28 protein-coding genes are annotated in these 24,865 nt (G+C 61.9%); 15 read left to right on the top strand and 13 right to left on the bottom strand.

Going from position 1 to position 24,865, the window contains the following annotated elements; all coding sequences use genetic code 11:
- Positions 1-8 precede the first annotated feature (8 nt).
- From C0058_RS14050 to C0058_RS14040, 3 genes are all read right to left on the bottom strand, one after another.
- Positions 9-1,388, bottom strand: coding sequence for an APC family permease (locus C0058_RS14050; protein WP_102370258.1), 1,380 nt, complete (start codon positions 1,386-1,388; stop codon positions 9-11).
- 119 nt (positions 1,389-1,507) lie between these two features.
- Positions 1,508-2,890 (bottom strand): aspartate aminotransferase family protein, encoded by a 1,383-nt coding sequence (locus C0058_RS14045; RefSeq protein WP_008435341.1) that lies wholly within the window; start codon positions 2,888-2,890, stop codon positions 1,508-1,510.
- Between the two features lie 46 nt (positions 2,891-2,936).
- Positions 2,937-3,734, bottom strand: coding sequence for a helix-turn-helix transcriptional regulator (locus C0058_RS14040; RefSeq protein ID WP_102370257.1), 798 nt, complete (start codon positions 3,732-3,734; stop codon positions 2,937-2,939).
- Positions 3,735-3,929: 195 nt separating this feature from the next.
- Between C0058_RS14040 and C0058_RS14035 the strand changes: the two genes are divergently transcribed.
- Genes C0058_RS14035 through argE form a run of 4 tightly spaced genes read left to right on the top strand, consistent with a single transcriptional unit; the run spans position 3,930 to position 7,532 of the window.
- Positions 3,930-5,261, top strand: coding sequence for a flavin-containing monooxygenase (locus C0058_RS14035; RefSeq protein WP_371857018.1), 1,332 nt, complete (start codon positions 3,930-3,932; stop codon positions 5,259-5,261).
- Positions 5,262-5,285: 24 nt separating this feature from the next.
- Positions 5,286-5,696, top strand: a complete 411-nt coding sequence (locus C0058_RS14030) for a RidA family protein (protein WP_003207327.1) — start codon at positions 5,286-5,288, stop codon at positions 5,694-5,696.
- Between the two features lie 16 nt (positions 5,697-5,712).
- Positions 5,713-6,390 carry a DUF1028 domain-containing protein gene (locus C0058_RS14025; RefSeq protein WP_003207324.1) on the top strand — a complete coding sequence of 226 codons (678 nt, stop codon included), beginning with the start codon at positions 5,713-5,715 and terminating at the stop codon, positions 6,388-6,390.
- Positions 6,387-7,532 carry an acetylornithine deacetylase gene (argE, locus tag C0058_RS14020; protein WP_102368846.1) on the top strand — a complete coding sequence of 382 codons (1,146 nt, stop codon included), beginning with the start codon at positions 6,387-6,389 and terminating at the stop codon, positions 7,530-7,532. Before C0058_RS14025 ends, argE begins: the two co-directional genes overlap by 4 nt.
- A 118-nt stretch (positions 7,533-7,650) precedes the next feature.
- On the opposite strand, the gene C0058_RS14015 is transcribed toward argE, so the two are convergent.
- The gene (locus C0058_RS14015; protein ID WP_003210159.1) at positions 7,651-8,562 is read right to left on the bottom strand and encodes a LysR substrate-binding domain-containing protein; all 912 of its coding nucleotides are present in this window, start codon (positions 8,560-8,562) and stop codon (positions 7,651-7,653) included.
- Positions 8,563-8,813: 251 nt separating this feature from the next.
- Between C0058_RS14015 and C0058_RS14010 the strand changes: the two genes are divergently transcribed.
- The 3 genes from C0058_RS14010 to C0058_RS14000 all read left to right on the top strand — a co-directional run bounded on the left by C0058_RS14010 (position 8,814) and on the right by C0058_RS14000 (position 11,364).
- The gene (locus C0058_RS14010) at positions 8,814-10,229 is read left to right on the top strand and encodes a cytosine permease (protein WP_008435358.1); all 1,416 of its coding nucleotides are present in this window, start codon (positions 8,814-8,816) and stop codon (positions 10,227-10,229) included.
- A gap of 221 nt (positions 10,230-10,450) precedes the next feature.
- Positions 10,451-10,942, top strand: a complete 492-nt coding sequence (locus C0058_RS14005; RefSeq protein ID WP_087692432.1) for a GNAT family N-acetyltransferase — start codon at positions 10,451-10,453, stop codon at positions 10,940-10,942.
- Positions 10,939-11,364: an N-acetyltransferase gene (locus tag C0058_RS14000; protein ID WP_102368845.1), complete on the top strand. Its 426-nt coding sequence runs from the start codon at positions 10,939-10,941 to the stop codon at positions 11,362-11,364. The genes C0058_RS14005 and C0058_RS14000 overlap by 4 nt, the downstream gene beginning before the upstream one ends.
- Positions 11,365-11,374: 10 nt before the next feature.
- On the opposite strand, the gene C0058_RS13995 is transcribed toward C0058_RS14000, so the two are convergent.
- The 3 genes from C0058_RS13995 to C0058_RS13985 all read right to left on the bottom strand — a co-directional run bounded on the left by C0058_RS13995 (position 11,375) and on the right by C0058_RS13985 (position 12,727).
- Positions 11,375-11,587: a hypothetical protein gene (locus C0058_RS13995; RefSeq protein WP_087692434.1), complete on the bottom strand. Its 213-nt coding sequence runs from the start codon at positions 11,585-11,587 to the stop codon at positions 11,375-11,377.
- The gene (locus C0058_RS13990) at positions 11,580-12,023 is read right to left on the bottom strand and encodes a hypothetical protein (RefSeq protein WP_256579592.1); all 444 of its coding nucleotides are present in this window, start codon (positions 12,021-12,023) and stop codon (positions 11,580-11,582) included. Before C0058_RS13990 ends, C0058_RS13995 begins: the two co-directional genes overlap by 8 nt.
- Before the next feature lie 176 nt (positions 12,024-12,199).
- The gene (locus tag C0058_RS13985; protein WP_174717781.1) at positions 12,200-12,727 is read right to left on the bottom strand and encodes a GNAT family N-acetyltransferase; all 528 of its coding nucleotides are present in this window, start codon (positions 12,725-12,727) and stop codon (positions 12,200-12,202) included.
- Positions 12,728-12,847: 120 nt separating this feature from the next.
- Between C0058_RS13985 and C0058_RS13980 the strand changes: the two genes are divergently transcribed.
- A complete protein-coding gene (locus C0058_RS13980) occupies positions 12,848-13,528 on the top strand; it encodes a class I SAM-dependent methyltransferase (RefSeq protein WP_102368844.1) in 681 nt (226 codons plus the stop codon).
- Between the two features lie 14 nt (positions 13,529-13,542).
- On the opposite strand, the gene C0058_RS13975 is transcribed toward C0058_RS13980, so the two are convergent.
- On the bottom strand, positions 13,543-14,748 hold the full coding sequence (locus C0058_RS13975; protein ID WP_102368843.1) for a YgcG family protein: 1,206 nt from the start codon (positions 14,746-14,748) through the stop codon (positions 13,543-13,545).
- 127 nt (positions 14,749-14,875) lie between these two features.
- Here C0058_RS13975 and C0058_RS13970 point away from each other — a divergent pair, with 127 nt between their 5' ends.
- Positions 14,876-15,694 carry an alpha/beta fold hydrolase gene (locus C0058_RS13970; protein ID WP_102368842.1) on the top strand — a complete coding sequence of 273 codons (819 nt, stop codon included), beginning with the start codon at positions 14,876-14,878 and terminating at the stop codon, positions 15,692-15,694.
- Positions 15,681-16,856, top strand: a complete 1,176-nt coding sequence (locus C0058_RS13965) for a PAS domain-containing sensor histidine kinase (protein ID WP_102368841.1) — start codon at positions 15,681-15,683, stop codon at positions 16,854-16,856. Before C0058_RS13970 ends, C0058_RS13965 begins: the two co-directional genes overlap by 14 nt.
- Here the strand turns inward: C0058_RS13965 and dapF are convergent.
- Positions 16,825-17,658 (bottom strand): diaminopimelate epimerase, encoded by an 834-nt coding sequence (dapF, locus tag C0058_RS13960; RefSeq protein ID WP_102368840.1) that lies wholly within the window; start codon positions 17,656-17,658, stop codon positions 16,825-16,827. The genes C0058_RS13965 and dapF overlap by 32 nt on opposite strands.
- 130 nt (positions 17,659-17,788) lie before the next feature.
- On the opposite strand from dapF, the gene C0058_RS13955 reads away from it, so the two are divergent.
- Positions 17,789-18,847, top strand: coding sequence for an alginate lyase family protein (locus C0058_RS13955; protein ID WP_102368839.1), 1,059 nt, complete (start codon positions 17,789-17,791; stop codon positions 18,845-18,847).
- Between the two features lie 45 nt (positions 18,848-18,892).
- Complete coding sequence (locus C0058_RS13950) at positions 18,893-19,393, top strand: AAA family ATPase (RefSeq protein ID WP_003210190.1); 501 nt, start codon at positions 18,893-18,895, stop codon at positions 19,391-19,393.
- Here the strand turns inward: C0058_RS13950 and C0058_RS13945 are convergent.
- Entirely contained in the window at positions 19,390-20,952 is a 1,563-nt protein-coding gene (locus C0058_RS13945; RefSeq protein WP_102368838.1) for a murein L,D-transpeptidase, read from the bottom strand. The two genes, C0058_RS13950 and C0058_RS13945, sit on opposite strands and share 4 nt — an antisense overlap.
- A 37-nt stretch (positions 20,953-20,989) precedes the next feature.
- Here C0058_RS13945 and C0058_RS13940 point away from each other — a divergent pair, with 37 nt between their 5' ends.
- Together C0058_RS13940 and C0058_RS13935 are read left to right on the top strand one after the other, a co-directional pair.
- Positions 20,990-21,703 (top strand): murein L,D-transpeptidase catalytic domain family protein, encoded by a 714-nt coding sequence (locus tag C0058_RS13940; RefSeq protein ID WP_023658766.1) that lies wholly within the window; start codon positions 20,990-20,992, stop codon positions 21,701-21,703.
- 86 nt (positions 21,704-21,789) lie between these two features.
- Positions 21,790-22,539: a creatininase family protein gene (locus C0058_RS13935; protein WP_102368837.1), complete on the top strand. Its 750-nt coding sequence runs from the start codon at positions 21,790-21,792 to the stop codon at positions 22,537-22,539.
- 154 nt (positions 22,540-22,693) lie between these two features.
- Here the strand turns inward: C0058_RS13935 and C0058_RS13930 are convergent, their stop codons facing one another.
- Together C0058_RS13930 and C0058_RS13925 are read right to left on the bottom strand one after the other, a co-directional pair.
- On the bottom strand, positions 22,694-23,035 hold the full coding sequence (locus C0058_RS13930; protein ID WP_003210199.1) for a hypothetical protein: 342 nt from the start codon (positions 23,033-23,035) through the stop codon (positions 22,694-22,696).
- Positions 23,036-23,064: 29 nt separating this feature from the next.
- A complete protein-coding gene (locus C0058_RS13925) occupies positions 23,065-23,703 on the bottom strand; it encodes an ATPase (protein WP_102368836.1) in 639 nt (212 codons plus the stop codon).
- A 143-nt stretch (positions 23,704-23,846) separates the two neighbouring features.
- Here C0058_RS13925 and C0058_RS13920 point away from each other — a divergent pair, with 143 nt between their 5' ends.
- Complete coding sequence (locus C0058_RS13920) at positions 23,847-24,110, top strand: hypothetical protein (protein WP_102368835.1); 264 nt, start codon at positions 23,847-23,849, stop codon at positions 24,108-24,110.
- A 15-nt stretch (positions 24,111-24,125) separates the two neighbouring features.
- Here C0058_RS13920 and C0058_RS13915 read toward each other — a convergent pair whose 3' ends face one another.
- On the bottom strand, positions 24,126-24,857 hold the full coding sequence (locus C0058_RS13915; protein ID WP_003210205.1) for a GntR family transcriptional regulator: 732 nt from the start codon (positions 24,855-24,857) through the stop codon (positions 24,126-24,128).
- Positions 24,858-24,865 lie beyond the last annotated feature (8 nt).

Genomic DNA, 24,865 nt, shown 5'->3' with positions numbered 1-24,865 from the left:
CGAGGGGTTCACTCGGCGATCTGCAGTTCCGGCATCTTCACGCGCAGCCCCCGCGTGATGCCCAGCAGGCACAGGAGCCCAAGCCCCATCCAGCACAGGCCGATGGCGAACGACAGGCTGGAAAGGCTGCTCCATAGCCAGATCGTGCTGAGGAACCCAAGCGCAGGCACAACGGCGTACAGCAAGTAGTTCCTGGTACCGCGCAACTTCTGGTCGACCAGGTAGTGCTTGATCACCGCCAGGTTCACCGCCGAGAACGCAAACAGCGCACCGAAGCTGATCATGTTGGCGACGGTATCCAACGTGATGAACAAGGCAATCAGCGAGAACAGGCTGACCAGCACGATGGCCGTGGCGGGCACGCGCTTTTTCGTCACCAGCTTGCCGAGCACGCGGGGCAGCGCGCCGTCACGCCCCATGGCGAACAGCACCCGCGACACACTGGCCTGGGAGACCATCGCCGAGGCGAAGCAACCGGCGACATAGGTTGCGGTAAAGGCGGTCACCAGCAGTTCGCCGCCCACCCGGCGCATCACATCCACCGAGGCGGCATCCGGGTCGACGAAGCTGTTCCATTGCGGGAACACCATTTGCGCGAAATACGAAACCAGCAGGAACAGCAGTCCGCCGAACAGCGACACCACCATGATCGCCAACGGGATGGTGCGGCGTGGGTTGGGGGTTTCCTCGGCCATGGTCGACACCGCATCGAAGCCAAGAAACGACAGGCACAGCACCGCGGCGCCCGCCATGATCAGCGGCGCGCTGAAGCCTTCATGGTGGAATGGCGCCAGCAGCGACACGGGTGCGGACTGCTCGCTCAGGGTGTGCACCGACAACGCCACGAACACCACGATGAACACCAACTGAGCGACGATGAGTATCCAGTTGACCCGGGTGATGGACTCGATGCCCACCAGGTTCAGTGTGGTCACCAGGGCAATCGAGCCGAGCACCCACACGGCGGTCGGCACCCCGGGAAAATACTCGGACATGTAGATGCCGATCAGCAAATAGCTGAGCAACGGCAGGAAGATGTAGTCCAGCAACAGGGTCCACCCGGCGATGAAGCCGAAGTAGGCGCCAAACGCCTTGCGGGTGTAGGAGTAGACCGAGCCCGAATAGGGATGCGCCTGGACCATGCGCCCATAGCTGTAGGCCGTCAGCAGCATGGCGGCGAGAGTCAGCATGTAGGCGGTCGGCAAGTGGCCCTTGGTCATTTGGGTCACCAGCCCGTAGGTGGTAAACACCGCCAGCGGCACCATGTACGCCAGGCCGAACAACACCAGCCCGATAAGACCCAGCGGCTGACGGAAGCGGCGGGACGAGGCGGCTTTGGGTGAGGATTGATGAGCGGGTGTATCGGTCACGTTTGTTATTGTATTCATGGGTGACTCCTGGAAATGGGGGTGCAGGGCGTCGCGGCATTCGATGGCATCGATGCCGTTCAGCGTTGCCTGATGGAGGTTGCGCACCACCCCTCGCCTGGGGTGGCGCGCTGGTCACTTCAGAGTTTTCCCGCGATCCGTGCGGTGCGATCCACGGCGATGCGGGTCTTTTCAACCAGCTCGTCCAGCTCAGTGCGCGTGGCCACCAGTGCCGGTGCCATGATCATGCGGCCCAGCGTCGAGCGAATGATTACGCCCTCTTCGAAACCAAACGTGCGGCACTGCCAGGCCAGGTCGTTTTCGTTCTCGAAGCGCTTGCGGGTGCTCTTGTCTTCAGCGAACTGCAAGGCCGCGAGCAAGCCCGTGCCCTGGATCTCGCCGATCATCGGGTGATTGCCAAACACTTCATGGAGGATTTTTTGCAGGTACGGTCCGGTGTCGTTCTTCACCTGGCGCACGATGCCTTCGTCCCGCAGCGCCTTGAGGTTGGCCAGCGCCACCGCCGCCGCCACCGGGTGCCCGGAATAGGTCAGCCCGTGGGCAAACACGCCGCCGCGCTCCACCAGCGCATCGGCCACGCGCTTGCTCAGCACCAGGCCACCCATCGGCAGGTAACCGGAGGTCAGGCCCTTGGCGATGGACAGGGTGTCGGGCTCGAAACCGAAGTGTTGATGGGCGAACCATTCGCCGGTACGGCCAAAGCCACCAATCACCTCATCGGCACACAGCAGCACATCGTATTGCCGGCAAATGCGCTGGATCTCGGGCCAGTAGCTTTCCGGCGGGAAGATCATGCCGCCCGCGCCCTGGAACGGCTCGGCGATAAACCCGGCGACGTTTTCAGCGCCCAGCTCGAGGATTTTCTCTTCCAGCTGCAAGGCGCAGCGGCGGCCGAACTCGGCAGGCGTCAGCTCGCCGCCATGGGCGTACCAGTAGGGTTCGTCAATGTGTGCCACGTCGGGAATCAGGCCGCCCATCTCGTGCATGAACTTCATGCCGCCCAGGGCAGACGCCGCCAGCGTGGAGCCGTGATAACCATTCCAGCGCCCGATCATGATTTTTTTCTGCGGCTGGCCGACCACTTGCCAGTAACGGCGCACGGTACGGATCAGTACTTCGTTGGCCTCGGAGCCGGAGTTGGTGTAGATCACGTGGCTGTAGTGGCCCGGCAACAGGCTGAAGAGCAACTCCGACAGCTCGATCACCGCCGGGTGGGTGGTGTGGAAGAACATGTTGTAGTACGCCAACTGGTCCATCTGGGCGGCAGCGGCAGCGGTCAAGTCCCTGCGACCGTAACCCAGCTGGGTGCACCACAGGCCCGACATGCCGTCCAGGTAACGCTTGCCTTCGCTGTCCCACAGGTAAAGGCCCTCACCGCGCACCATCACCCGCGGGCCTTCGGCATTCAGCGCTTTTTGATCGACAAATGCATGGATGTGGTGGGCCGCATCCGACTTCTGGTAGTCCTCGGTCAGGCGGTTCAGTTGGGCGGGTACGTTCATGGTATTTCTCTCTTATTAGTAATGACGCAAGGGCGAGCAACGCCGCTCAGCGGTGCTTGCTCATGTAGCTTTCGAGGGGATCTTTGCTCAGCACTCCCTGGGCTTCGGCCAGCGAATCGATAAACAGGGCAAACAGTTCCGATTGCGCGCCGATATCGAGCTTGGTGTAGATGTGCTTGCGGTGGGACTTGATGGTGTCTTCCGAGACGTCGAGGCGTTCGGCCAGCGAACGGGTGGAATGCCCGCGCAGGATCAGTTGGGCGATCCGGCATTCCCGCTCGGTCAATATCGACGAGCCGAAGTTGTTCAGCGCCGAGTGAATGCGCTGCTCCAGCAGGTTTTCGAATCGCGCCCCCTGGGCATCCAGGCCAACGAAATGCTTGCCCAGCACCGCCAGCACCCACGGCGCGATGCGTTTGAATTGCCCGGTGGTGGTGGCGTCGAGCTTTTGCGTAAAGGCCAGCGAAACCGCCAGGCTCGAGCCGTTGCTCGACTGCAGGATGTAGTTCAGCTCATCCTCCAGATGCGAGTGGCGGTAAAACGACTGGAAGTATTCGCTGAGCTCGAAGTGATCGGGGGCGACCTCGGCCAGCTCGTAACACCCGGAGCTGACGCCCTCCACACAGGCCCCGTAAAACGGGTCGAGCAGATAAAACCCCGACAGGTACTGGCGCACATTGCCTTGTGGCAACCATGGCCCGTCCAGCTCGAACAGCGCACTGGGCATGCCGCCGCGCGGGTAGAAATACAGCGTGGTGGCCTGGATCGGCTGGAGATAACCGAGAGCCTCGAACAAGGTCGCGGCGAACCCCGATTGCCCGATGCTATCGGTCACCCGAGCCATCTGTTCGAACCATTGCGCAGAAGAAAGCCGGTCGTTTTCCACTTCAAACACTCGCTGAAAGAACTGCAAGGATGGTTGCACACCCGCTCCATCCTCGAAATCACCCGATAGGGTGAGCCTGCATCCGATATTTATGCTCACTTCCCAGCTTAATAATATTTTATTAAAAACCGCCCTCCCCCTAGCCTTGAAGCCATGCCCAAGCTGAATCCAACTGCATTACGCAAGGACAGACACATGACTCAAGCAATAACAAAAACAGACACGCTGGTGGTGGGAGCCGGTCAGGCTGGCGTCGCCATGAGCGAGCACCTGAGCAAGCAAGGCGTGCCGCACCTGGTGCTGGAGCGCAGCCGTATCGCCGAGCGCTGGCGCACCGGCCGCTGGGACTCGCTGGTCGCCAACGGCCCGGCCTGGCATGACCGTTTTCCGGGCCTGGCCTTCGATAACGTCGCCCCCGATGGCTTTGCGCCGAAAGAGCGTGTGGCGGACTACTTCGAAGCCTATGCACGCAAGTTCAATGCACCGATTCGCACCGGCGTCGACGTGACCTCGGTGGTGCGCAATGTCGGTCGCCCAGGCTTCACCATCCACACCAGCGAAGGCGTGATCGAAGCCAACCGCGTGGTGGCGGCCACCGGGCCGTTCCAGAAGCCGGTGATTCCGGCGATTGCCCCTCAAGACAGCGCGCTGCACCAGATCCACTCCGCCGACTACCGCAACCCCGCGCAACTGCCGGCCGGCGCGGTGCTGGTGGTGGGGGCGGGTTCCTCCGGGGTGCAGATCGCCGACGAACTGCAACGCTCCGGGCGCCAGGTGTACCTGTCGGTGGGTGCTCACGACCGCCCACCGCGTGCCTATCGCAACCGCGATTTCTGCTGGTGGCTGGGCGTGTTGGGTGAGTGGGACCAGGCCGCGATGAAACCCGGCCGCGAGCACGTGACCATTGCGGTGAGCGGCGCCCACGGCGGCAAGACCATCGACTTCCGCGAGCTGGCCCAACAAGGCATGACCCTGGTCGGCCTGACCCAATCCTTCAACGGCAGCGTTGCGAGCTTCCAGCCCAACCTGGTGGAAAACCTGGCCCGCGGCGATGAGAACTACCTGGCCCTGCTGGATGCGGCGGATGCCTATATCGAGCGCAACGGCCTCGATCTGCCGCCAGAGCCCGAAGCGCGTCGTGCGTTTCCCGATGCCGAGTGCATCAAGCACCCGATCCTGGAACTGGACCTGGCCAAGGCCGGTATCACTTCAATCATCTGGGCCACCGGCTTTGCCGTGGATTACAGCTGGCTGAAGGTCGATGCATTTGACGCCGCCGGCAAGCCGCAGCACCAGCGCGGCGTGGCCAGCGAGTCGGGCATCTACTTCCTCGGTTTGCCATGGCAGTCGCGCCGGGGCTCGTCGTTTATCTGGGGGGTGTGGCATGACGCCAAGTACGTGGCCGACCATATCGCCATCCAGCGCCAATACCTTGAGTACCGCGAACCGGCACCGGTTGTTCACACCTCACCTGTCAGCGCCTGATCACTTTTTTCTGGAGTTTTTTTGATGCCTACTCACACTCGCATCCGCATGTTCAACACCAAGGAAACCTACCCTAACCAGAGCCTGGACAATGACCTGTGCCAGGCCGTACGCGCCGGCAACACGGTGTATGTACGGGGCCAGGTGGGCACCGATTTCGACGGCAACCTGATCGGCCTTGGCGACCCGCGCGCGCAAGCCGAACAGGCAATGAAAAACGTCAAGCAACTGCTGGAAGAGGCCGGCAGCGACCTGAGCCACATCGTCAAGACCACCACCTACCTGATCGACCCGCGCTACCGCGAGCCGGTGTACCAGGAAGTCGGCAAGTGGCTCAAGGGCGTGTTCCCGATCTCCACCGGGTTGGTGGTTTCGGCCCTGGGCCAGCCACAGTGGCTGATGGAAATCGACGTGATTGCAGTCATCCCCGAGTAACCCAAGGAGGCACGACATGACCTTTTCAATCGTCGCCCGCTGCGCGGAAACCGGCCAGATGGGCATTGCCATCAGCTCATCGAGCATCGCCGTAGGCGCCCGCTGCCCATGGCTGCGGCCCGGCGTGGGTGCGGTCTCGACCCAGAACATCACCCTGCCCGCCCTCGGCCCGGACGTACTCGATCTATTGGAGCAAGGCCTTGCCCCTGCCGATGCCGTAGACAAGGCCCTGACCCGCAACGGCTACAGCCAATACCGGCAACTGACGGCGATTGATCACCTCGGGCGCACGGTGCATTTCAGCGGCAACGAAACCCTTGGCACCCACAATGCGGTGTCGGGCGAACAGTGCGTGGCCGCCGGCAATATGCTCGCCGACCGCGCGGTGATCGAGGCGATGGTCAAGGCCTTCGAGCAAGGCGAAGGCCAACTGGCAGACCGCCTGCTGGCCGCGATGCATGCGGCCATTGCCGCCGGGGGCGAAGCCGGGCCGGTGCATTCCGCCGCGCTGGTGGTGGTGGGCGAGCTGACCTGGCCGATCATCAACCTGCGGGTGGATTGGGCCGACGAGCAGCCGATCGCCGAGCTGCAAAAGCTCTGGGACGCCTACCGTCCACAGGTGCAGGACTACATCGACCGCGCCCTCGCCCCGGACCGCTCCCCTGGCTACGGCGTGGCCGGAGACGACCGATGAGCACCAGCCGGGAACTGCTGCAGGCGCTGGTGGGGTTTGATACCACCAGCCGCGAATCCAACCTGAAGCTGATCGAGTTCGTGCGCGATTACCTGGCAGGGTTCGGCGTGCCTTGCGAGTTGATCTACAACGATGAGCGCAGCAAGGCCAATCTGTTCGCCACCCTCGGCCCGGCGAATGTGCCCGGGATTGTGCTGTCGGGGCACACCGATGTGGTGCCGGTAGATGCCCAGCCGTGGACGTTGCCGCCGTTTGAGTTGACCGAGCGCGACGGCAAGCTGTTTGGCCGGGGCACGGCGGACATGAAGGGCTACATCGCCTGTGTACTGGCGCTGGTGCCGGCCTTGGCAAGCGCAGACTTGCGCATGCCGGTGCACATCGCCCTGTCCTACGACGAGGAAGTCGGCTGCCTTGGGGTGCGTTCGTTGCTCAAGGTGCTGGAACAATGGCCGGTGAAACCACTGCTGTGCATTATCGGCGAGCCCACCGAGTTGAAGCCGGTGCTGGGCCATAAAGGCAAGCTCGCCATGCGCTGTGAAGTGCATGGCGAGGCCTGCCATTCGGCGTATGCGCCCCAGGGCGTGAATGCGATCGAGTATGCGGCCGAGTTGATTGGTGAGCTGGGGCGAATCGGCCAGCGGCTCAAGGTGCATCAGGACGAGCGCTTTGACCCGCCGTTCAGCACCGTGCAAACCGGGGTGATCTCCGGGGGCAAGGCATTGAATATCGTGCCTGCCGATTGCCGTTTTGACTTTGAAGTGCGCGCCCTGCCCTCGATGGACCCGGGTGAAGTGGCCGAGGAGCTGCAAGCCTATGCGATGCAGCAGGTGTTGCCGCGGATGCAGGCGGTGAGCCGGCAGAGTGCGATTCGCTTCAGTGAGTTGTCGGCGTACCCGGGGCTGGCCACCGACCAGCGCAGCCAGGCGGCGGAGCTGATTGCGGCGTTTTGCGGCTCGCGGGAATTTGGCACCGTGGCGTTCGGGACCGAGGGTGGGTTGTTTGATGCGGCGGGCATTCCGACGGTGGTGTGCGGGCCTGGGAGCATGGACCAGGGGCATAAGCCGGATGAGTTTGTGAGTGTTGCGCAACTGAAAGGTTGCGATGCCATGTTGTTGCGCATGCTCGACTCGATTCGCGCCTGAAACGCGGGCCAAATGTGGGAGCGGGCTTGCTCGCGAATGCGGTGTGACAGTCACCCGATGTATTGACTGATCCACCGCTTTCGCGAGCAAGCCCGCTCCCACATTTTTAGTTCTGTGTCTAACCTAACAACCGCGCCAGCTCTTCCCGGCAATACTCCACAAACAACTGCACCGGCTTGGTCAACGGCGCCCGCCGCAACCACACCGCCGACAACCCCGACCCCGTCACCGTCTCCGCCAACGGCACGCACACCAGCTTCTGCCCGTCATAGGAATACGGCGAAAACGGCTTGGTCACCAGGATCGAAAACCCGAACCCGCGCCCCACCATCCCCCGCACCATCTCGATCGACGGCGAACTGAAGACAATATTCGGCGTCAGCCCACGCTCTTCAAAGATGCTCACGAAGTACGTCCGGCTCGGCAGCACATCCAGCAAAATCATCGGTTCCAGCACCAAGTCCGCCAACGACACCTTGGCCTGCTGCGCAAACCGGTGATCCGCCGGCAGCAACGCATAGGGTTGCTGCGGCGGCATCAGCGGCGTGGTCTCGATGGCGCTGCCCAGGTCATGCTCAAACAGCATCGCCACATCGATACTGCCGGCCGTCAGCGCCTGTACCAGTTCCTGTTGTTCGCCATCGCGCAGACGGATTTCCACCCCCGGCCAACGCTCCCGGAAACCGGCAATCAAGCGCGGCAAATACAGCGGTGCCACGGTTTCGAAGCAACCGATATCGATCTGCCCCGCCACCACGTCATTGTCCGCCAGGGCGTTCTGCTCAAACTCATGGGCAACCCGCAGCAGCTCCAGGGCCTTGCGATAGAACCGCGCACCGCTCGGCGTCAGTGACACCCCTTGAGCGTGATGGCGGATAAACAGCTGCACGCCGAAGCTGTCTTCCAGTTGCTTGATGGCCGTCGACACCGACGGTTGCGCGATATAGAGCTTGCGCGAGGCCTCTGCCACGCTGCCGCACTCGGCCGTGGTTACAAAATATCTGAGCTGGCGCAGGTTATAGGCAGCCATCGGGACCTCCATAAACGTGGGATTTCGCCCCAAACAAGTGCGTGAAAATCGGCTTTTTCACACTGATTCAAGTGCATGCAACATACCGGAGCAAAAAACCCCGCGAGATATTATTTTTAAGGTCTATAGCAACAAACTTACTAATTTACCTCCCTGTGACCATTGCACATGATCACTCCAACAACAAAAGCGACGCACACGCGCCGCCCAGCGAAGTACGTCAACGTACTCACCTTGCCTTGGAGCTCGTCATGGTTACCACTGCAACATCCTCCGCCCCGCTTATCGAAAAACACACGATTGGATACGTGCCCCCGGAAGATCGCCACGGAAAGGTAAGAGACCTGTTCACCCTGTGGTTCGGCGGCAACATCGCGCCGTTGCCCATCGTCACCGGCGCGCTGGCCGTGCAACTGTTCGGCCTGAACCTGGTGTGGGGCATCATCGCCATCCTCGTCGGCCACCTCGTCGGCGGCGTGCTGATGGCGCTGCACTCGGCCCAGGGCCCGCAGATGGGTATCCCGCAAATGATCCAGAGCCGCGCCCAGTTCGGCTCCCTCGGCGCACTGCTGGTGGTGGTGATCGCCGGCGTGATGTACATCGGCTTCTTCGCCTCCAACATCGTATTGGCGGGCAAATCCCTGCACGGCGTCGTCGACGTGATCCCGGTACCGGTAGGCATCGTCATCGGCGCCATCGGCTCGGGGATCATCGGCATCATCGGCTACCGCTTCATCCACGTCCTCAACCGCATCGGCACCTGGGTGCTGGGCGCGGGCATCGTGCTGGGGTTCGGCTACATCTTCACCCATGTGCAGACGGCCGACTTCCTGACACGCGGTAACTTCAACATCTCCGGCTGGCTGGCCACCGTGTCGCTGGCCGCGCTGTGGCAAATCGCGTTTGCGCCGTACGTTTCGGACTATTCGCGCTACCTGCCGGCGGATGTGCCGGTGGCGTCGACCTTCTGGACCACCTATCTGGGCACAGTGCTCGGTTCCAGCCTGTCGTTCATCTTTGGTGCGGTTGCGGTACTGGCTACGCCGGTGGGCATGGACACCATGGACGCGGTCAAACTGGCGACCGGCTCCATTGGCCCGCTGATGCTGTTGCTGTTCCTGCTCAGCGTGATCAGCCACAACGCACTTAACCTGTACGGCGCCGTGCTGTCATTGATCACCCTGGTACAGACCTTTGCCTACCGCTGGATCCCCACCGCCAAGGCGCGTGCAGTGATCTCGGTGCTGGTGCTGGCGGCGTGCTCGATTGCGGCGGTGTTTGCGTCGAAGGATTTTATCGGGCACTTCGTGGACATGGTGCTGGTGCTGCTGGTGGTACTGGTGCCGTGGACGGCGATCAACCTGATCGACTTCTATGCGATCCATAAGGGCAAGTACGACATCGGTTCGATCTTTCGCGTGGATGGCGGGATTTATGGCCGGTACAACCCCCAGGCGCTGGTGGCCTATGCGGTGGGGATTGTGGTGCAGATTCCGTTTATGAATACGCCGCTGTATGTCGGGCCGATTTCGGCGCATATCAACGGGGCGGATTTGTCCTGGTTGGTGGGGTTGGTGGTGACGTCGCCGTTGTATTTCTGGTTGGCGAGTCGGGACAGTGCGTATAAGCGTCGGTTGGAGGGGGGGAAGTTGGTGGGTGGGGTTTAATAGAGCCTGGCTCAGTTACGAGAAAACCCGCATTTGCGGGTTTTCCAGTTATCCGGCTTGGCGAATATTGATGGTGCCAGGAAGGCCGCCATCGCGGCCTCGCTAAAGCTCGACGGCTCCCATAGGGGGTCGGTGGTGTGAGTGGGTTTTGTGTTCGGCGGTGCTGTCGGGGTGTTCTTTCTTTATTATGGGGGCCGTCGTTCAACTTCTCCGGTAACCCAATGCCCGCCCTCACCTTCCGTAACGCCAACCCCGCAGACGCCAACCGTTGCTACGAGATCGAAATCACCGCCTACGAAGGCGACGAAGCAGCGACCCTGGAAAAAATCGCCACGCGCATTGCGCTGTACCCGCAAGGCTTTCTGATCCTGGAGGCGGATGGCGTTGTGGTCGGTTTCATCAACTGCGGTTGCGCCGATGAAGTGGTGATGTCGGATGAGGCCTTCAAGGAGTTGGTCGGGCATTCAGCCGATGCGCCGAATGTGGTGATCATGTCGGTGGTGGTGGATCCCACCCAGCAAGGCAAGGGCTACTCCACGCGCTTGATGACGGAGTTCGTGCAGCGCATGCAGGCGATGGGCAAGAAGACCATTCACCTGATGTGCAAGGACCGCCATGTGGAGCTGTATAAGCGCATGGGCTATCGCTATGTGCAGCCGTCGGCGTCGGACCATGGCGGGATGGCGTGGCATGAGATGGTGATGGATCTATGAAGCCGCATCTGATTGAGGTCGGCGACCAGCCAGACGCCAAAGCCGAGCAGCTCCTGGGCAGCGGCCTCGCCGCCTTCAACGAGCACGTCACCGGGTCCAATGACCGACGTCCGTTGACGGTGCTGATCAAGGATCCCGACACCGGTGAAACCCTCGGCGGCATCACCGGAAAAACCAGCCTCGGCATGGCCTTTCTCGACCTGTTTTATCTGCCCGAGGCCCTGCGTGGCTCATGCCTGGGCACAACGCTGCTGAAAGCATTCGAAGACGAAGCCCGTCATCGTGGCTGCCGCTCGGCGATGCTGTACACCCTCAGTTTCCAGGCCCCGGAGTTTTACGAGAAGAATGGCTGGGTGCGGTTTGGTGAAATCCCGTGCGACCCGGAAGGCAGCAGCCGGGTGTTCCTGAGCAAAATGCTCTGAGGAACTTACTTCACTCGATGTCGAACATACGCTCAATCAGCTTTATCGCCTGACGCCCATCCGCCGCATACAACCCAGCTAGCGCTTGTTGATCCGAAAGCCGGTGCAAGTCGAAGTGGTTGTAGAACGCTTGGCCGGTGCGCTGCGATTCAAAATGACTCGCCTCAAGAAGGCGCAGGAACTCCAGATAAGCCAACTTCTCCAGTGCGAGGCGCTCAGCCATCACCCTGTCCTTCCAACGGAAAAATGACTTCCTGAGTATCCAGGTTCTTGATCGTCGAGTACGTGCGGTACTCCACGCTGTAGGCACCCGGGTAGCCCTTGGTGCTGGCGGTCATGCGGAAGGTCACGACATACCGCTGGCCCCCGGCAAACACCACATCATCGGCGCCTTTGTTGCAGAAGGCGCCGCCGGTGCCCAAGGCGTTCATCGACACGTTGCACCAGCGCAATGAATGCTTGCCCGGAGCCAACTTGAGCGCCTGTTCACCGGACACATCAAGGATTGAACGTCGACCGGCGCCCGGGAGCGCAACGCCGTCTACTTCCGTGGCCAACACCAAGCGGTGAAACGGCACGCCCAGTTCACGTACCCGGAACGTTTCGAAGTACACCAGCGCTGCATTCGGGTGGTTGTCGGAGAGGTCGACCGGTTGCATTTTTCCGGGGCCCAATCGCCTTGGTAGTTCTTGTAGTGGTAGTCGGAACAGGCGCCGAGCAGCGGGAATACACAGGCAACGGCGAGCTTTAACACTTTCATCGGATAAACGGTCCTTGTGAGCGATGACATCATATCGACATTATTTCGATTTTCTTAAGTGCAATTGCTCACGCGTTAAGACTGAAGTCTTTTACCAAACAGCCGATTTTCATGGGTTTCATTCTGGAACGTATACGTAGGCGCCCCCAGTAGCTCATAACCACGACGCGGATAAAAACCCAGCGCCCGCTCGTTGCCGACCCACACCGTCGCCCACAACAAAGAAGCGCCACCCTGCCCTGCGCGCTGTTCAGCCGCTTGCAGCAAACGGTAGCCGAGTCCGAGCCCGGTAAACCGTTCCTGGATGTAGAGCCGCTGCAACTCCGCCGCCTTCGGGGTTGAGATCAGCGCATGGCCGGTATCCATCGCCACCTGGGCAAACCCCACCAGATGCCCGTTGGATTCAGCGACGATGATGGCCGTGCCCGGCTGGGCGATCAGCGCGGAAATCGTCTGGGGCGAAAACGCTTGCAGCGCCTCGGCGGCGATTGAGTCGCGAATGCCTTCGGTGGCGTAAGTATCGAGAAAAACCTGCATGCCCAGCACACCAACGCATAACGCGTCTTCAGGCCGTGCATCGCGGATAAGCATGTCGGGAAGCATTCGAGGGGTACTCTCAAAATCAGCAAAGGCAACGTTTTAACACAACTGCACATCTCTTCAATTGCCAGCCTGAATTTGCCCCAGTAGGGTTGTCGCTTCCCCCGCCAACAGGAGCCAGCAATGACCTGGTTTTCAGACCCCGACGCTGTCGCCCGCTACGCCGAAGGCCCGGTGAGGCTGGTGCCGGGTTTCGAGTCCCTGCAGCGCATGACCACGCTGCTATTGCGCGAAAGCGTCTCGGCCACCGGCAAGGTATTGGTACTCGGCGCAGGCGGTGGGCTGGAGTTGAAGAAGTTTGCCGACAGTCAGCCCGAGTGGCAGTTTGTGGGGGTGGACCCGTCTGCCGAGATGCTGAAGCTGGCCGAGGCCACCTTGGGTCCGCTGATGGCCCGGGTGCAGTTACATGAAGGCTATATCGATACCGCGCCCGAGGGGCCGTTCGATGCCGCCACGTCCTTGCTGACCTTGCACTTCATCCCGGCCGAAGAGCGTCTGCAAACCCTGAAAGAGCTGTGGCGGCGCTTGTCGCCGGGCGCGCCTTTGATTGCGGCGCATCACAGCTTCCCCCAATCCTCGCCAGAGGAAAAAGCGCGCTGGCTGAAGCGTTATGCGGCCTATGCGGTGGATTCCGGCGTACCGGCTGAAGATGCGCAGCGGGCGATTACCGCCATCAGCAGCCACTTGCCGGTGCTGTCACCCAACGACGATGAAGCGCTGCTACGGGAGGCAGGCTTCGAAGGTGTGGAACTGTTCTACGCGAGCTTCAGTTTCAAGGGCTGGATTGCCTACAAGCCCGCCTAGCTTCCGGGGGAGTCTTACCAACTCCCCGACGCCCCACCCCCACCGCTGGAACCGCCACCCCCCGAAGAGCTGCTGCTGGAACTGGAACTCGAACCGGAGGAGCTGGAGCCCCCACCCGACCCCGACCCCGACCCGCCGCTGATACCGTGGGCAAAGATGAACAGCGCCGCGAACGAAGCGAAGGGAAACGCCAGCAGCCATCCCGTGGCGCCCTTGTCAATCAATGCCCCCACGATCCCGTACACCACCAGCACCGCCACCAGCCGCGCGATAAAGCCACCCTGGCTCTCTTTCCACATGCTCTTCATCACCAGGAACAGGCCGAGATACAGGCCCAGGACCAGCAACCCTGCGAATGGATAAGCCAGCCAGTGAATAAGGGATATCTCGCGCACGAAGTTATCGGTCAGCAGCACGCCGGCGATGTAGCCCAACAGCACCAGCACGGTGTAAAACGCCGCCCTCGCCTGCCACAACGCGCCGAAAGTAGCGCCACCGATCAGCATGCACAGGGGCAGCAACAGCAAATAGACCGGCCAGTCCTTGCCGCCCGCAACCGCGACCAGCACCACGGTGACACCGACCACCGCCATCAGGCCCCGGCGCCAAGGGAGTTTTTCGGCGCCCATCAATACCCCGACCACCCCGCCGAAAATGAACGCGAGGAGCACCGCATACGCTTCAGGCGGGAAACCGGCCTTGGCCACCTCGGGCAAATTGCCCCCGTCCACCAACAGTGTCAGGTCGTCCACTGCTTGCTGCACGCCGCCTGCGTAATCGCCCTGGCGAAACGCCGGGGTGATGTGTTCCTCGATGATGCGGTGGGCCAGCAGGTCGGTGACCACGCCTTCCAGGCCGTAACCGACTTCGATCCTAACCTTGCGATCGTCCTTCGCCACCAGCAGCAGGATGCCGTCGTTGACGTCCTTGCGCCCCAGTTTCCAGGCACGGAACAGTTGGTTGGCGAAGTCCTCAATGCCAACGCCCTGGGTGCTCGGCAGCAGCATCACCGCCACCTGTGCGCCCTTGCGTTGTTCCAGACCGGCGAGTTGCGTGGTCATACGCGATTGAGTGGCAGCGTCGAGGGTTTGGGTCAGGTCGATCACGCGCTGGTCCAGCGCAACCGTGACCGGCGCCGGGGGAACGGTATCGGCCCACACCTGCGAGCCGGAAACGATCAGTAGCAAGCCCAAGACACATTGCCGTAGGAACACCATCATGTTTTGTTACCTGAAGTTTCATCCTGAATCGGCCGACTTTACCCTATCGACGCTATAAACAGGTGACCCGACGCCACCGACTATCTAGACTTACGCCACCCCCACACACGCCCTACACGAGAACGCCATGGACCTTCAGCAGCGCAACAACGTCAGGGTGTATGGCAGCGGTCCCTCGACCCTGGTTTTCTCCCATGGCTTCGGGTGTGATCAGACCATGTGGAATTATCTGTTTCCTCACTTCACCGGGCGTTTCCGTGTGGTGCTGTATGACCTGGTGGGGGCTGGCCAGTCCGACCTAGGCGCGTACGACAGCGAAAAATACAGCTCACTCGCCGGCTACGCCCATGACTTGGGCGAGATTGTTGATGAATACGCCGTGGGCCCGGTGGTGCTGGTGGGGCACTCCGTCAGCGCCATGATCGGCGCCCTGGCCGATCGCCAGGCCCCCGGAAAAATCGCCGCCCATGTGATGATCGGTCCTTCGCCCTGCTATATCGATTCCGGTGACTACACGGGCGGGTTCACCCTCGACGATATCCATTCGTTGCTCGATACCCTCGACAGCAATTACCTCGGCTGGTCCAGCACCATGGCCCCGGTGATCATGGGCGCGCCTGGGCAACCGGCCCTCGGCGAAGAACTGACCAACAGCTTCTGCCGCACCGAGCCCGACATCGCCAAGCGCTTCGCACGGGTGACGTTCCTGTCGGACAACCGCCAGGACATCGCCGGCCTGATGACCCCCACCCTGATTCTGCAATCCACCGACGACTTGATCGCACCGGTCTGCGTGGGTGAATACCTGCACGCGGCGTTGCCCGCCAGCACGTACTGCCTGGTCGATAACGTGGGGCATTGCCCGCACATGAGCGCACCCGGCGCCTGTTCAGCGGCCATGGACAGTTTCCTGTTGCCATGGGTGGGTGCCGATGCCAGCCGATAACCTGTCGTTGCCGGACTCTCAACGTTTGTTCGACGGTGCGCCCTGCGCCTTGGTAGTCACCCGGGAAGACGGCACCATCGTGCAGGCCAACCAGTGCTTCAGCGACTGGACCGGCTTCAGCGTCGATGAGTTGAAAGAACGACGGTTCCAGGACCTGCTGACGATGGGCGGGCGGATCTTCCATCAGACGCACTTGGCGCCGCTGATGAAAATGCAAGGCTCCATCGCCGAAGTGAAACTCGACCTGCTGCACCGTGACCGGCGCACCGTCACGGTATTGCTCAACGGCGTCAGGCACGAACATGCCGGTATTGCCTACAACGAACTGGCCCTTTTCGGCACCACCGACCGCGACAAGTACGAGCGCGAACTGCTCAACGCCCGCAAACTGGCTGAAGCCTTGCTGCAGGAAAAGACCGCCGCTGAAGTCGCGCTGCATCAGGCCCAGGCCGAACTGAGCAGCGCCTATGAAATCGCCCAGCGCCGGGCGCTGTTTGCCGAGCAGATGGTCGCGATTGTCAGCCATGACCTGAAGAACCCGCTTACCGCGATCAAGATGGCCTCGGAGTTCCTCGCCCGTGGCGAGCGCAGCCCCAAGGAGCGCCAACTCCTGGGGCATATCGGCCTGTCCACCGAACGGGCGCAGCGGATGATCGCCGACTTGCTGGACTTCACCCAGGCCAGAGTCGGCCAGGGCATCAGCATCAATCCCGTAGCACTCGACCTGCACGCCGTCACCCGTGACAGTCTCGACGAGTTGCAAGTGGCGTTCCCCACGGCGACCCTCGAACATCACGCCACGGGCAGCGCCCGCACGTTCCTGGATGCCGACCGCATACAACAAATCATCGGCAACCTGGTGGCCAACAGCGTGGCGTACGGCGACCTGCAACAGCCGATTACCGTCACCTCGCACCAGGACGCACAAGAGAGCCGGCTCTCGGTGCACAACCACGGCCCGGCGATTCCCGAAGCGTTGATGGCCGGCTTGTTTGAGCCCATGACCCGAGGCACGGAGCAGGACAGTGAGGTGCGTAGCGTTGGCCTGGGGCTGTTTATCGTGCGGGAAATTGCCAAGGCCCATGATGGAGGTGTTTCGGTGAGCTCAAGCCCGGACCGGGGCACTACCTTCAGTGTGCACTTTCCATTGCGCCACCCATGAGCGCGGCAGCCACAGTGCCGTGAACAACGGTTTGGACTGACCCCGTCAACACCACGCCGCCACGCCCATCCCAATGCACCGTCACGGTACCGCCATCGCATTGCACGTCGACGGTGTCATCCAGCAGCCCACGACGAATCCCGTTGACCACCGCGCCACAACAGCACGAGCCCGAGCCCTGCGGGATGCCGCCGCCCCGCTCCCAGATGCGCAGGCGGATATGGCTGCGATCCAGCACTTGCACGAAATGCACGTTGGTCTTGTTGGGGAACAGCGGGTGGGTTTCCAACGACGGCCCAAGCGTCGCGATATCGACCGCCGCCAGGTCGTCGACAAAGAAGGTGCAATGCGGGTTGCCCATGCTGCACGCCGCCGGGTCGCCCTCCAGCGGCAAGCGTTCGGTGTCCATCGCCTGCGCCAGCGGAATTTTTTCCCAGCCCAATGAAGGCAGCCCCATGTCCACCGACACCCGCTGTCCCGATTCGCGCACGCACGTCAGCAGCCCCCGGTTGGTTCGCAGCACGAGGGTGGCAGTGCCGGCTTCGCGCATCAGCATGTCTGCAACCCCGCGGGTGGCGCTGCCGCAGGTGTCGAGCGGGGTGCCGTTGGGGTTCCAGAATTTGATACGGGCGGCCGCGTCAGTGCAGTCGAGCACCACGGCCAATTGATTGAAGCCGATGCCGCGATGACGGTCACCCAGGCGGCGGGCGATTTCAGCGGTGATCGGGTCATCCTGGCCGCGCCGGTCGATCACGATGAAATCATCACCGTGGGCGTGCATCTTCACGAACTGCAAAGTCATGGGGCGTCCTGTTCTCGACCGGGCTTGGCGGGCTAGGATAGAGGGCTGGCGGGTATTTCATCAAATTCCCATCACGGGCATGGTAGCGTGGCTGCGCCCCGATCGGGTCAATCCATCCCTGAGGAACAGCATGCTCCAACGCCCTCTGCACACCGTGGCCCTCGCCGCGCTGCTCGCCGCGTTCGCCAACGCCGCCTTTGCCGCGCCCCAGGTCCTGAGTGCCTGCCAGCCCGCCACCTCGAATCCGACCTCCAAATCGCTGCTGGCTGCCGCCCAGCGCCACCTCGGCGACCAGCCCGACGCCCTGCCCCATCTGCACACCGAAGGTACCCTGCCGAACCACGGCATCCGCGAGCAAAGCATCGCCGCCGAGAAGGATTGGCCAGTCATGCGCCAGGCGGCCCTGGCCTGGCGCCTGAGCCGTGACACGCGCTACCTCAAGCAAGTGGATGACTACCTGAGCGCGTGGGCCAGCACCTACCAGCCGGACTTCAACCCGATCGACGAAACCAACCTCGACATGCTGATCAGCGCCTACGCCCTTACCGTCAGCGACCTTCGCCCCCAGACCCGCGACGCCACCCGCGCGCTGCTGACCAACCTGGGCAATGGCTATATCGAGCGCATCAAGCAGTTCCACGGCGAAAAGAAAGCCACCAACACCAATAACTGGCAGAGCCACCGCGTAAAACTGGTCACGGTGGCCGCCGCCGCACTGGGCGACCGCGAGATGCTCGAACAGGCCTTCCAGCTGTTCCGGCAACAGATCAACGACAACGTACTGCCCGACGGCTCGGTGAGCGACTTCCAGGACCGTGACGCCCTGCACTATGTGGTCTACGACCTGGAGCCGCTGGTGCAGGCCGCGCTGGCGGCCAAGCCCTACGGCATTGGCGGCAACTGGCTGGACGTCACCGCGCCCCACGGTGGCTCGCTGAGCGAAGCACTGGACTGGCTGGCGCCGTATGCCAAAGGCCAGCGCAGCCACGAAGAATTCGTGCATACCCACGTGCAGTTCGACCGGGACCGGGCCCGCGTAGGTGAGCCTGGCTACAGCGGCGAATGGAACCCGAAAAGCAGCAATACGCTGTACTGGCTGGCGGCGCAGTTGGACGCCCGGTATCTGCCAGTGGCCGAACAACTCGCGCCCAAGCCTTCGGACTGGATCAGCGCCTGTTATTTGAAGTGAGTCGCCCGGTAGACTGAGCCGACTCACCCCTTCGAAGGATCGACCATGCTTATTGTGTTCAGCGGCCTGCCCGGCACCGGGAAGACCACAATTGCCAAGGCCCTTGCCGGCCAATCCGGCGCCGTGTATCTGCGCATCGACACCATCGAGCAGGCCATCCGCGATGCAGGGGTCCTGGAGCAAGGTGTGGGCAGCAGCGGTTACCAGGTGGCCAATGCGCTGGCATTGAGCAACCTGTTGCTGGGCCACACGGTTATCGTCGATTGCGTAAATCCGGTGGCTGAAAGTCGTCAGGCGTGGCGCGACACTGCGCTAAGCGCCGGTATGCCGCTGGTGAATATCCAGGTGGTTTGCTCCGACATGTCGGAACACCAACGTCGCGTGGAATCACGCACCAGCGATATTCCGGGGCTCACGCCGCCCACCTGGCAGTCCGTCCTGGCCCATGAATATGAGCCATGGGTCGAGTCGCCATTGACCGTCGATACGGCGCGCTTGTCTCCCCATGAGGCGCTGACGATGATCAACGCTCAGCTAAGCGCCTAGAGCGCACTCTCCATCGCTTTCATCAACACCGGGTCCCGCCCGTAAATGTCCGGCGCGTAGAGCAACGCGCCCTTGCCATCGACCTGCACCGTCCAGTACCCCAACAACACGGGTACCGGCGTCGCGAGCCGGAACTCGTGGGTGGTTTCCGTCGCCAGCAGTTCTTCGGTGCGGATCTTCTCCGCCGGGCTCACCAGCAAGTCCCGCAGCAGCAGTGGCTGCTCAACCCTCACACACCCCGAACTGAAAGCCCGCGGGCCCTTGGAGAACAGCGGTTGGCTCGGTGTGTCGTGCAGGTACACCGAATACGGGTTGGGAAAGCGCAACACGATCCGGCCCAGCGGGTTGCGCGGGCCGGCGCCCTGGCGCAGCAGGATGTTGCCGGGGTGCGACCAGTCGACCTGTTCCGGTGCCAGCGGGTTGCCCTGGCTGTCGAGCACTTGCAGGTTCTGCTGGCGCAGGTATTCGGGGTTCAGGCGGATCGCCGGCAGCTTGTCCTCGCGCATGATGGTGGGCGGGATGGTCCAGGTGGGGTTCAGGGTCAGCCGGGTGATGCGCGACTTCAGCAGCGGCGTCTGGCGGTCGGCGCGGCCGACTTGCAGGCGGGTTTGCCACACGGGCACGCCGCCCTGGTAGAAGCTCAGTTGCGCCGCTGCCACGTTCACCAGCACGCCCTCGGGTTCCAGGTCCCGGGACAGCCAGCGAAACCGTTCAAGGTTGATGCGCAATTGTTCGCGGCGAATCGCCGGGCTGATGTTCAGCTCGGTGACCGTGCCGGGGCCGATCACGCCGTCGGCTTGCAGGGAATGGCTTTGCTGGAAGGTCTTGACCGCGTTGACCAACTCGCCACGGTATTGCGTCCCCGCGGAGGTGGCGCTCAGGTAGCCGCCATTGACCATTCGCCGCGCCAGTTGCGGCACCCGCGAATCGTCCATGCCCGGGCGCAGCAACGGGCCGCTGGCCACGGCTTCCCAATGCTGCAACGGTTGCTGGCGCAAGGCGGCGTAGGCACTGCGCAGGCCAAGGTATAGCGGCGCGCTCGGGCGGGCCTGGTCGAAGGCTTGGGCGACGTTCTGCATGCCGGCCTCGGCCATGGCCAGCAATTGGGTGTCGGGGTCCGGAGCCGGTTGCGAATGCCAGACGGGCTCGAAGCGCGACTGCTGCAAGCGGCCGAAATGCAGGTCCTGCAGGGCTTGCAGGTACTGCTGGCTGGTACCGATATCGATGCACAGCACGTTCCCCGTGGCATCCGCCGGGGGCAGTCTATAGTGAGTCGGGTCCAGGCCATCGTCGGCCAGCAACTGCAGTTGGGCTAGCAATGCGGCGCGGCGATCCCCCTCGGACCACAGCACCACGTCGCCCTGCTGCTGATAAAACGCCTGCAAACGCGTCAGGGAAGGCGCATCGACCTGCCCGGCCGGGCCTGGGCAAACGGTCGACAATTGCGAGAGCGCCAATTGCACCGGGGCCGGCGACACCACCAACAGGTCTTCGGCTGTCGCGACCAGCGGTGCAACGAGCAGGCAAATGCTCAAGTAACATGCGTGTTTTTTGAACAATCGCTTAGCTCCCATCCACGGCGGAGATGCTTTATACATGCTGACCTTTTGCTGCCGACTCGGCCTGATCATCTCGACCTTTGCCTCGCTGAGCACCGTTGCGCTCGCAGACACGGGTAAACCTCTTACTCTGTATAGCAGCCTCGCCCACGCCGCTCCAGAACTCAACCCCGATGTACTGAAAAGAGCCTTGAGCGCCATGCAATGCGCGGTGGGCAATGGCATCGAACAGTCCGACCGGCTGGCGGTGATCGACTATTCCCAACCTTCGACCGCTCGTCGCCTATGGATCTTCGACCTGCGCAAGAAGACTTTAGTGCTGCGGGATTTGGTGGCCCACGGACAAAAATCCGGGGAAAACTTCGCCACCCAGTTCTCCAACCGTGAAGGCAGTTACCAGTCCAGCATTGGCTTGTTCCGCACCCAGGAGAGCTACGAAGGCGCCCACGGCTACTCGCTGCGCATGGACGGCCTGGAGCCGGGTTTCAATGACCGTGCACGGGACCGCGCCATCGTGATCCATGCCGCCGACTATGTAAGCCCGTTGTGGAGCAAGCGCGAAGGCCGTATCGGCCGCAGCCAGGGCTGCCCCGCCGTACGCCCGCAGGTAGCGCGCCAAGTGGTGGACAAACTCAAGGACGGCCAGTTCATGTTTTCATGGTACCCCGACCAGCGCTGGCTGAAGTCCTCGGCTTACCTCAACTGCAAGCCGCGCCAGATGGCGAGTGCCGGTACGGTCAAAGGCGGTTGATGCTCTCGCTGTTGCCGTGCACCATGCGGCTCACGCCACCAGGAACTCCACCGTGTTCCTGGGCTTGATGAGAGAGAGAACCTGAGATGCTTTTACATCAATCCACCTGGATCGAGATTGGCCAGTTTCTGGAACGCAGCCGCAGCATCGTGATTCCCATCGGCTCCAACGAACAACACGGCCCCACCGGCCTGTTGGGCACCGACTGGATGTGCCCGGAAATCATTGCCCATGAAGCGCAGAAGAACGCCGACATCCTAATCGGCCCGACCTTCAATATCGGCATGGCCCAGCATCACCTGGGCTTCCCGGGCACCATTTCCCTGCGCCCTTCGACCTTTATCGCGGCGATTGGTGATTGGGTACGCTCGTTGGCAGGCCATGGTTTCGAGAAGATCCTGTTTCTCAATGGCCACGGCGGCAATATTGCCTCGATCGAAGCGGCGTTCTCCGAGCTGTATGCCGAAGCCAGCTTCAGCGGGCGCCCGTCGGGTTATGCGCTGAAACTGTGCAACTGGTGGGACCTGGAAGGCGTGAACGAGCTGGCGCACCAGCAGTTCCCGGTGGGCCATGGCAGCCATGCCACGCCGTCGGAGATTGCCGTGACCCAATGGGCCTACCCGGATGCGATCAAGTCGGCTGACTACTCGCCGCAAATCGCCAACACCGGCCCGATCCGCGAAGCCCGCGACTTCCGCGCGCGATTCCCGGATGGGCGCATGGGTTCAGACCCGGCGCTGGCCACCCCGCAAAAAGGCGGTGAGTTGGTGGCGTTGGCGGCCAAGGGGTTGGTGAAAGCGGTCGATACGTTCAGCAGCGAGCCAAAGCCGAGCTGAATCATTTACTCAGACAATGAAGACCAACTGTGGGAGCTGTCGAGCTTAAGCGAGGCTGCGATGGGATCACCTCGGTGTCACTGTCATACCGCAGCGATGCCATCGCAGCCTCGCTTAAGCTCGACAGCTCCCACATCAGATCCTCGCTCGTCGATTACAGGCAATCCTGCGCCGCATGCTCGAACCGCGACGGCTTGAACGTCGATGCCAACGGCTTGCGCTCGTACAGGAACACCTTGCCGCCGTCCTGGGACTTGTAGACTTCGAGGATGTTGTCCGCGGCGATCTTGCTGCTCACCACGATCCGGGCATGCCGCGAATTCTGCGTGACCGTGGAGGTCATGCCGTTTTTCTCGAACTTGGGCACCACGCACTGCACGTAGGCTTCAGGGTCCTTGGCGGTTTGCAGGGTAAGGGTTGGGGCATTGGGGGCGGATGCACAGCCCGTCATCAATAAAGAAGCAGAAGCCATCGCTGGCACTAACAACACGCGCATAAAAATTCCTGAAAAATAAACGAAGTGGGCTAACCGGCAGCGACCAACGCCTTGAGCGAGGCATCGAACTGCTTTAATGCGTTCAACTGAACATCGCGCTGCTGCCCAATCTGTGCAGCGATCTGGGGCGCCGTTTTGTCATGTACCCACACATTAGGCAAGTGCATTTGCATCGAACCCTCGGCTTTGGCGATGTATTGCAGGTCAAGGTCATAGAACTTGGCAACAAACCGCGCTTCCACCAGGTCGTTACGCTGGGTCAGCAATTGGTTGTAGGTATCGAGCATCACCACCACATCCGGGTGCGCCTGCAACAGCGCATCAAGGTTGTCGTAACGGGTGACCGAGGCAAAGGTGTGCCGCAACGAAGCCATCAGCCAGTCAATCGCCAGGTCCGGGTCGGAACTGTCGACGAAGGCCTGGCGAATCTGCTCGTCCAGCTGGCCCTTGGCACCATTGACCGCCATGGCGTGGTAGCGCGCCAGGTACTCAAGGTTGTCAACGGTGTTGTCGCTGTAGAGCACGCCGACCGATTGCGAATGCTGCAACCCGACCGGGCTGGCGACGATTGGCGCCAGGTGGCTGGCTTGAAGCCCCCCGGCCGACGCAGAGCCAACCATTGTGCTCATCAGCAGCGCCACCAGGGCCAAACCGGTAAAAGTCCTCATCGCAGGGTCCTTGCACATCATGTTCAATGATGGCAATTGTCCTCCTTTTTCAGAAAAACAGAACTCGCAATACTTGATGGTGACTATTATCTAGAGCAATAGTGTCGTGCAGGCAGCCTCACACAAAATGATAAGGAACGCCTATGAAGCCCCACCAGAAAACCTTCGATCGCATCCGTGAAGCTGTGCTTCCGGAGTTTCGCGAGCGGGTTGCCGATTACCTGGTCGACTATGAGGAAGTGCTGCTGGACAACGCCGCCGAACCGGAAGCGGTCTACGCGATTGCCCAGCAACTGCGTGGCTACTTGCGCGGCTTGAACACCACCCGGGTGCTGGGCATGGCCGACTGGGAAGACCTTGACCGCCGGGTGGTGCAAAGCTGGCTGGTGCTGCTCAAAGCCGAATAGCACCGCGCCTCAAGCTCAGCGTATATCCACGCGATAACGGAAATGTTCGGCGTGGCCACGGCCGCGTCGCAACTCCAGGGGTTGGCCGGCGTAATCCCGGGCCAGCCGCTCGATCACCATCACCGGGCTGCCCACCGGCACCTGCAACCAGCGGGCCCACACGTCATCGATGGACTCGGCGGTGAGGGCTTCCTCGGCAGAAGCGACTACTTGCCCGCAGACTTCTTCGTAAGTGGGGTACAACAGCAATCCCTGCCGGGTCAGATCCACGTCCAGCAGCGCCTGGAACCGCTCGCGCGGCAGCCAGATTTCCTCGGCCAGCACTGGCCCGGTGTCCAGCACGTGTACCCGCACGATGCAGATTACCGGCGCATCCGCTGCCAGCCCCAGCACCTCGCTCACCGACAACGGCGCCTTCACCGGCTTGACGGACAGGATCCGGCTCTGCGGCAGCTGGCATTCACCGCCCGGGCCCTGGAAGCGGAAACACCGGAACAACGACGACTGAAACTTCGGGCGGCGCACAAACGTACCACGGCCCTGCTGGCGCTCCAGAATGCCCTCGCCCACCAACGCCTCGATCGCTTTACGCACGGTGCCGGTAGACAGCTGGTACTGGGTGGACAACACCGCTTCAGGGGGAATAGCCGCACCGGCACGCCAGTGATTATTGGCAATCTGCTCAATCAGATGATCCCGAAAACGCTGGTACAACGGCAGGCGGGAGTCACTCGACAGTATATTCATGGATCAGG

It is taken from the genome of Pseudomonas sp. NC02, from assembly GCF_002874965.1.
Lineage (GTDB): Bacteria > Pseudomonadota > Gammaproteobacteria > Pseudomonadales > Pseudomonadaceae > Aquipseudomonas.
This window is presented reverse-complemented; position numbering and strand designations above follow the sequence as displayed.

What these genes read in the sequence shown, in the direction of transcription:
- C0058_RS13915 (WP_003210205.1), bottom strand. Translation starts at nt 24,857, where the DNA reads ATGAATATACTGTCGAGTGACTCCCGCCTGCCGTTGTACCAGCGTTTT.
- C0058_RS13975 (WP_102368843.1), bottom strand. Translation starts at nt 14,748, where the DNA reads ATGATGGTGTTCCTACGGCAATGTGTCTTGGGCTTGCTACTGATCGTT.
- C0058_RS14050 (WP_102370258.1), bottom strand. Translation starts at nt 1,388, where the DNA reads ATGAATACAATAACAAACGTGACCGATACACCCGCTCATCAATCCTCA.
- C0058_RS14010 (WP_008435358.1), top strand. Translation starts at nt 8,814, where the DNA reads ATGGTTACCACTGCAACATCCTCCGCCCCGCTTATCGAAAAACACACG.
- C0058_RS13965 (WP_102368841.1), top strand. Translation starts at nt 15,681, where the DNA reads ATGCCAGCCGATAACCTGTCGTTGCCGGACTCTCAACGTTTGTTCGAC.
- C0058_RS13950 (WP_003210190.1), top strand. Translation starts at nt 18,893, where the DNA reads ATGCTTATTGTGTTCAGCGGCCTGCCCGGCACCGGGAAGACCACAATT.
- C0058_RS13930 (WP_003210199.1), bottom strand. Translation starts at nt 23,035, where the DNA reads ATGCGCGTGTTGTTAGTGCCAGCGATGGCTTCTGCTTCTTTATTGATG.
- argE (WP_102368846.1), top strand. Translation starts at nt 6,387, where the DNA reads ATGAGCACCAGCCGGGAACTGCTGCAGGCGCTGGTGGGGTTTGATACC.
- C0058_RS13980 (WP_102368844.1), top strand. Translation starts at nt 12,848, where the DNA reads ATGACCTGGTTTTCAGACCCCGACGCTGTCGCCCGCTACGCCGAAGGC.
- C0058_RS14000 (WP_102368845.1), top strand. Translation starts at nt 10,939, where the DNA reads ATGAAGCCGCATCTGATTGAGGTCGGCGACCAGCCAGACGCCAAAGCC.
- C0058_RS14035 (WP_371857018.1), top strand. Translation starts at nt 3,930, where the DNA reads ATGCCCAAGCTGAATCCAACTGCATTACGCAAGGACAGACACATGACT.
- C0058_RS13935 (WP_102368837.1), top strand. Translation starts at nt 21,790, where the DNA reads ATGCTTTTACATCAATCCACCTGGATCGAGATTGGCCAGTTTCTGGAA.
- C0058_RS13970 (WP_102368842.1), top strand. Translation starts at nt 14,876, where the DNA reads ATGGACCTTCAGCAGCGCAACAACGTCAGGGTGTATGGCAGCGGTCCC.
- dapF (WP_102368840.1), bottom strand. Translation starts at nt 17,658, where the DNA reads ATGACTTTGCAGTTCGTGAAGATGCACGCCCACGGTGATGATTTCATC.
- C0058_RS14005 (WP_087692432.1), top strand. Translation starts at nt 10,451, where the DNA reads ATGCCCGCCCTCACCTTCCGTAACGCCAACCCCGCAGACGCCAACCGT.
- C0058_RS14045 (WP_008435341.1), bottom strand. Translation starts at nt 2,890, where the DNA reads ATGAACGTACCCGCCCAACTGAACCGCCTGACCGAGGACTACCAGAAG.
- C0058_RS13995 (WP_087692434.1), bottom strand. Translation starts at nt 11,587, where the DNA reads ATGGCTGAGCGCCTCGCACTGGAGAAGTTGGCTTATCTGGAGTTCCTG.
- C0058_RS14030 (WP_003207327.1), top strand. Translation starts at nt 5,286, where the DNA reads ATGCCTACTCACACTCGCATCCGCATGTTCAACACCAAGGAAACCTAC.
- C0058_RS13955 (WP_102368839.1), top strand. Translation starts at nt 17,789, where the DNA reads ATGCTCCAACGCCCTCTGCACACCGTGGCCCTCGCCGCGCTGCTCGCC.
- C0058_RS13990 (WP_256579592.1), bottom strand. Translation starts at nt 12,023, where the DNA reads ATGCAACCGGTCGACCTCTCCGACAACCACCCGAATGCAGCGCTGGTG.
- C0058_RS13925 (WP_102368836.1), bottom strand. Translation starts at nt 23,703, where the DNA reads ATGAGGACTTTTACCGGTTTGGCCCTGGTGGCGCTGCTGATGAGCACA.
- C0058_RS13920 (WP_102368835.1), top strand. Translation starts at nt 23,847, where the DNA reads ATGAAGCCCCACCAGAAAACCTTCGATCGCATCCGTGAAGCTGTGCTT.
- C0058_RS13940 (WP_023658766.1), top strand. Translation starts at nt 20,990, where the DNA reads ATGCTGACCTTTTGCTGCCGACTCGGCCTGATCATCTCGACCTTTGCC.
- C0058_RS13985 (WP_174717781.1), bottom strand. Translation starts at nt 12,727, where the DNA reads ATGCTTCCCGACATGCTTATCCGCGATGCACGGCCTGAAGACGCGTTA.
- C0058_RS14015 (WP_003210159.1), bottom strand. Translation starts at nt 8,562, where the DNA reads ATGGCTGCCTATAACCTGCGCCAGCTCAGATATTTTGTAACCACGGCC.
- C0058_RS14025 (WP_003207324.1), top strand. Translation starts at nt 5,713, where the DNA reads ATGACCTTTTCAATCGTCGCCCGCTGCGCGGAAACCGGCCAGATGGGC.
- C0058_RS14040 (WP_102370257.1), bottom strand. Translation starts at nt 3,734, where the DNA reads ATGGCTCGGGTGACCGATAGCATCGGGCAATCGGGGTTCGCCGCGACC.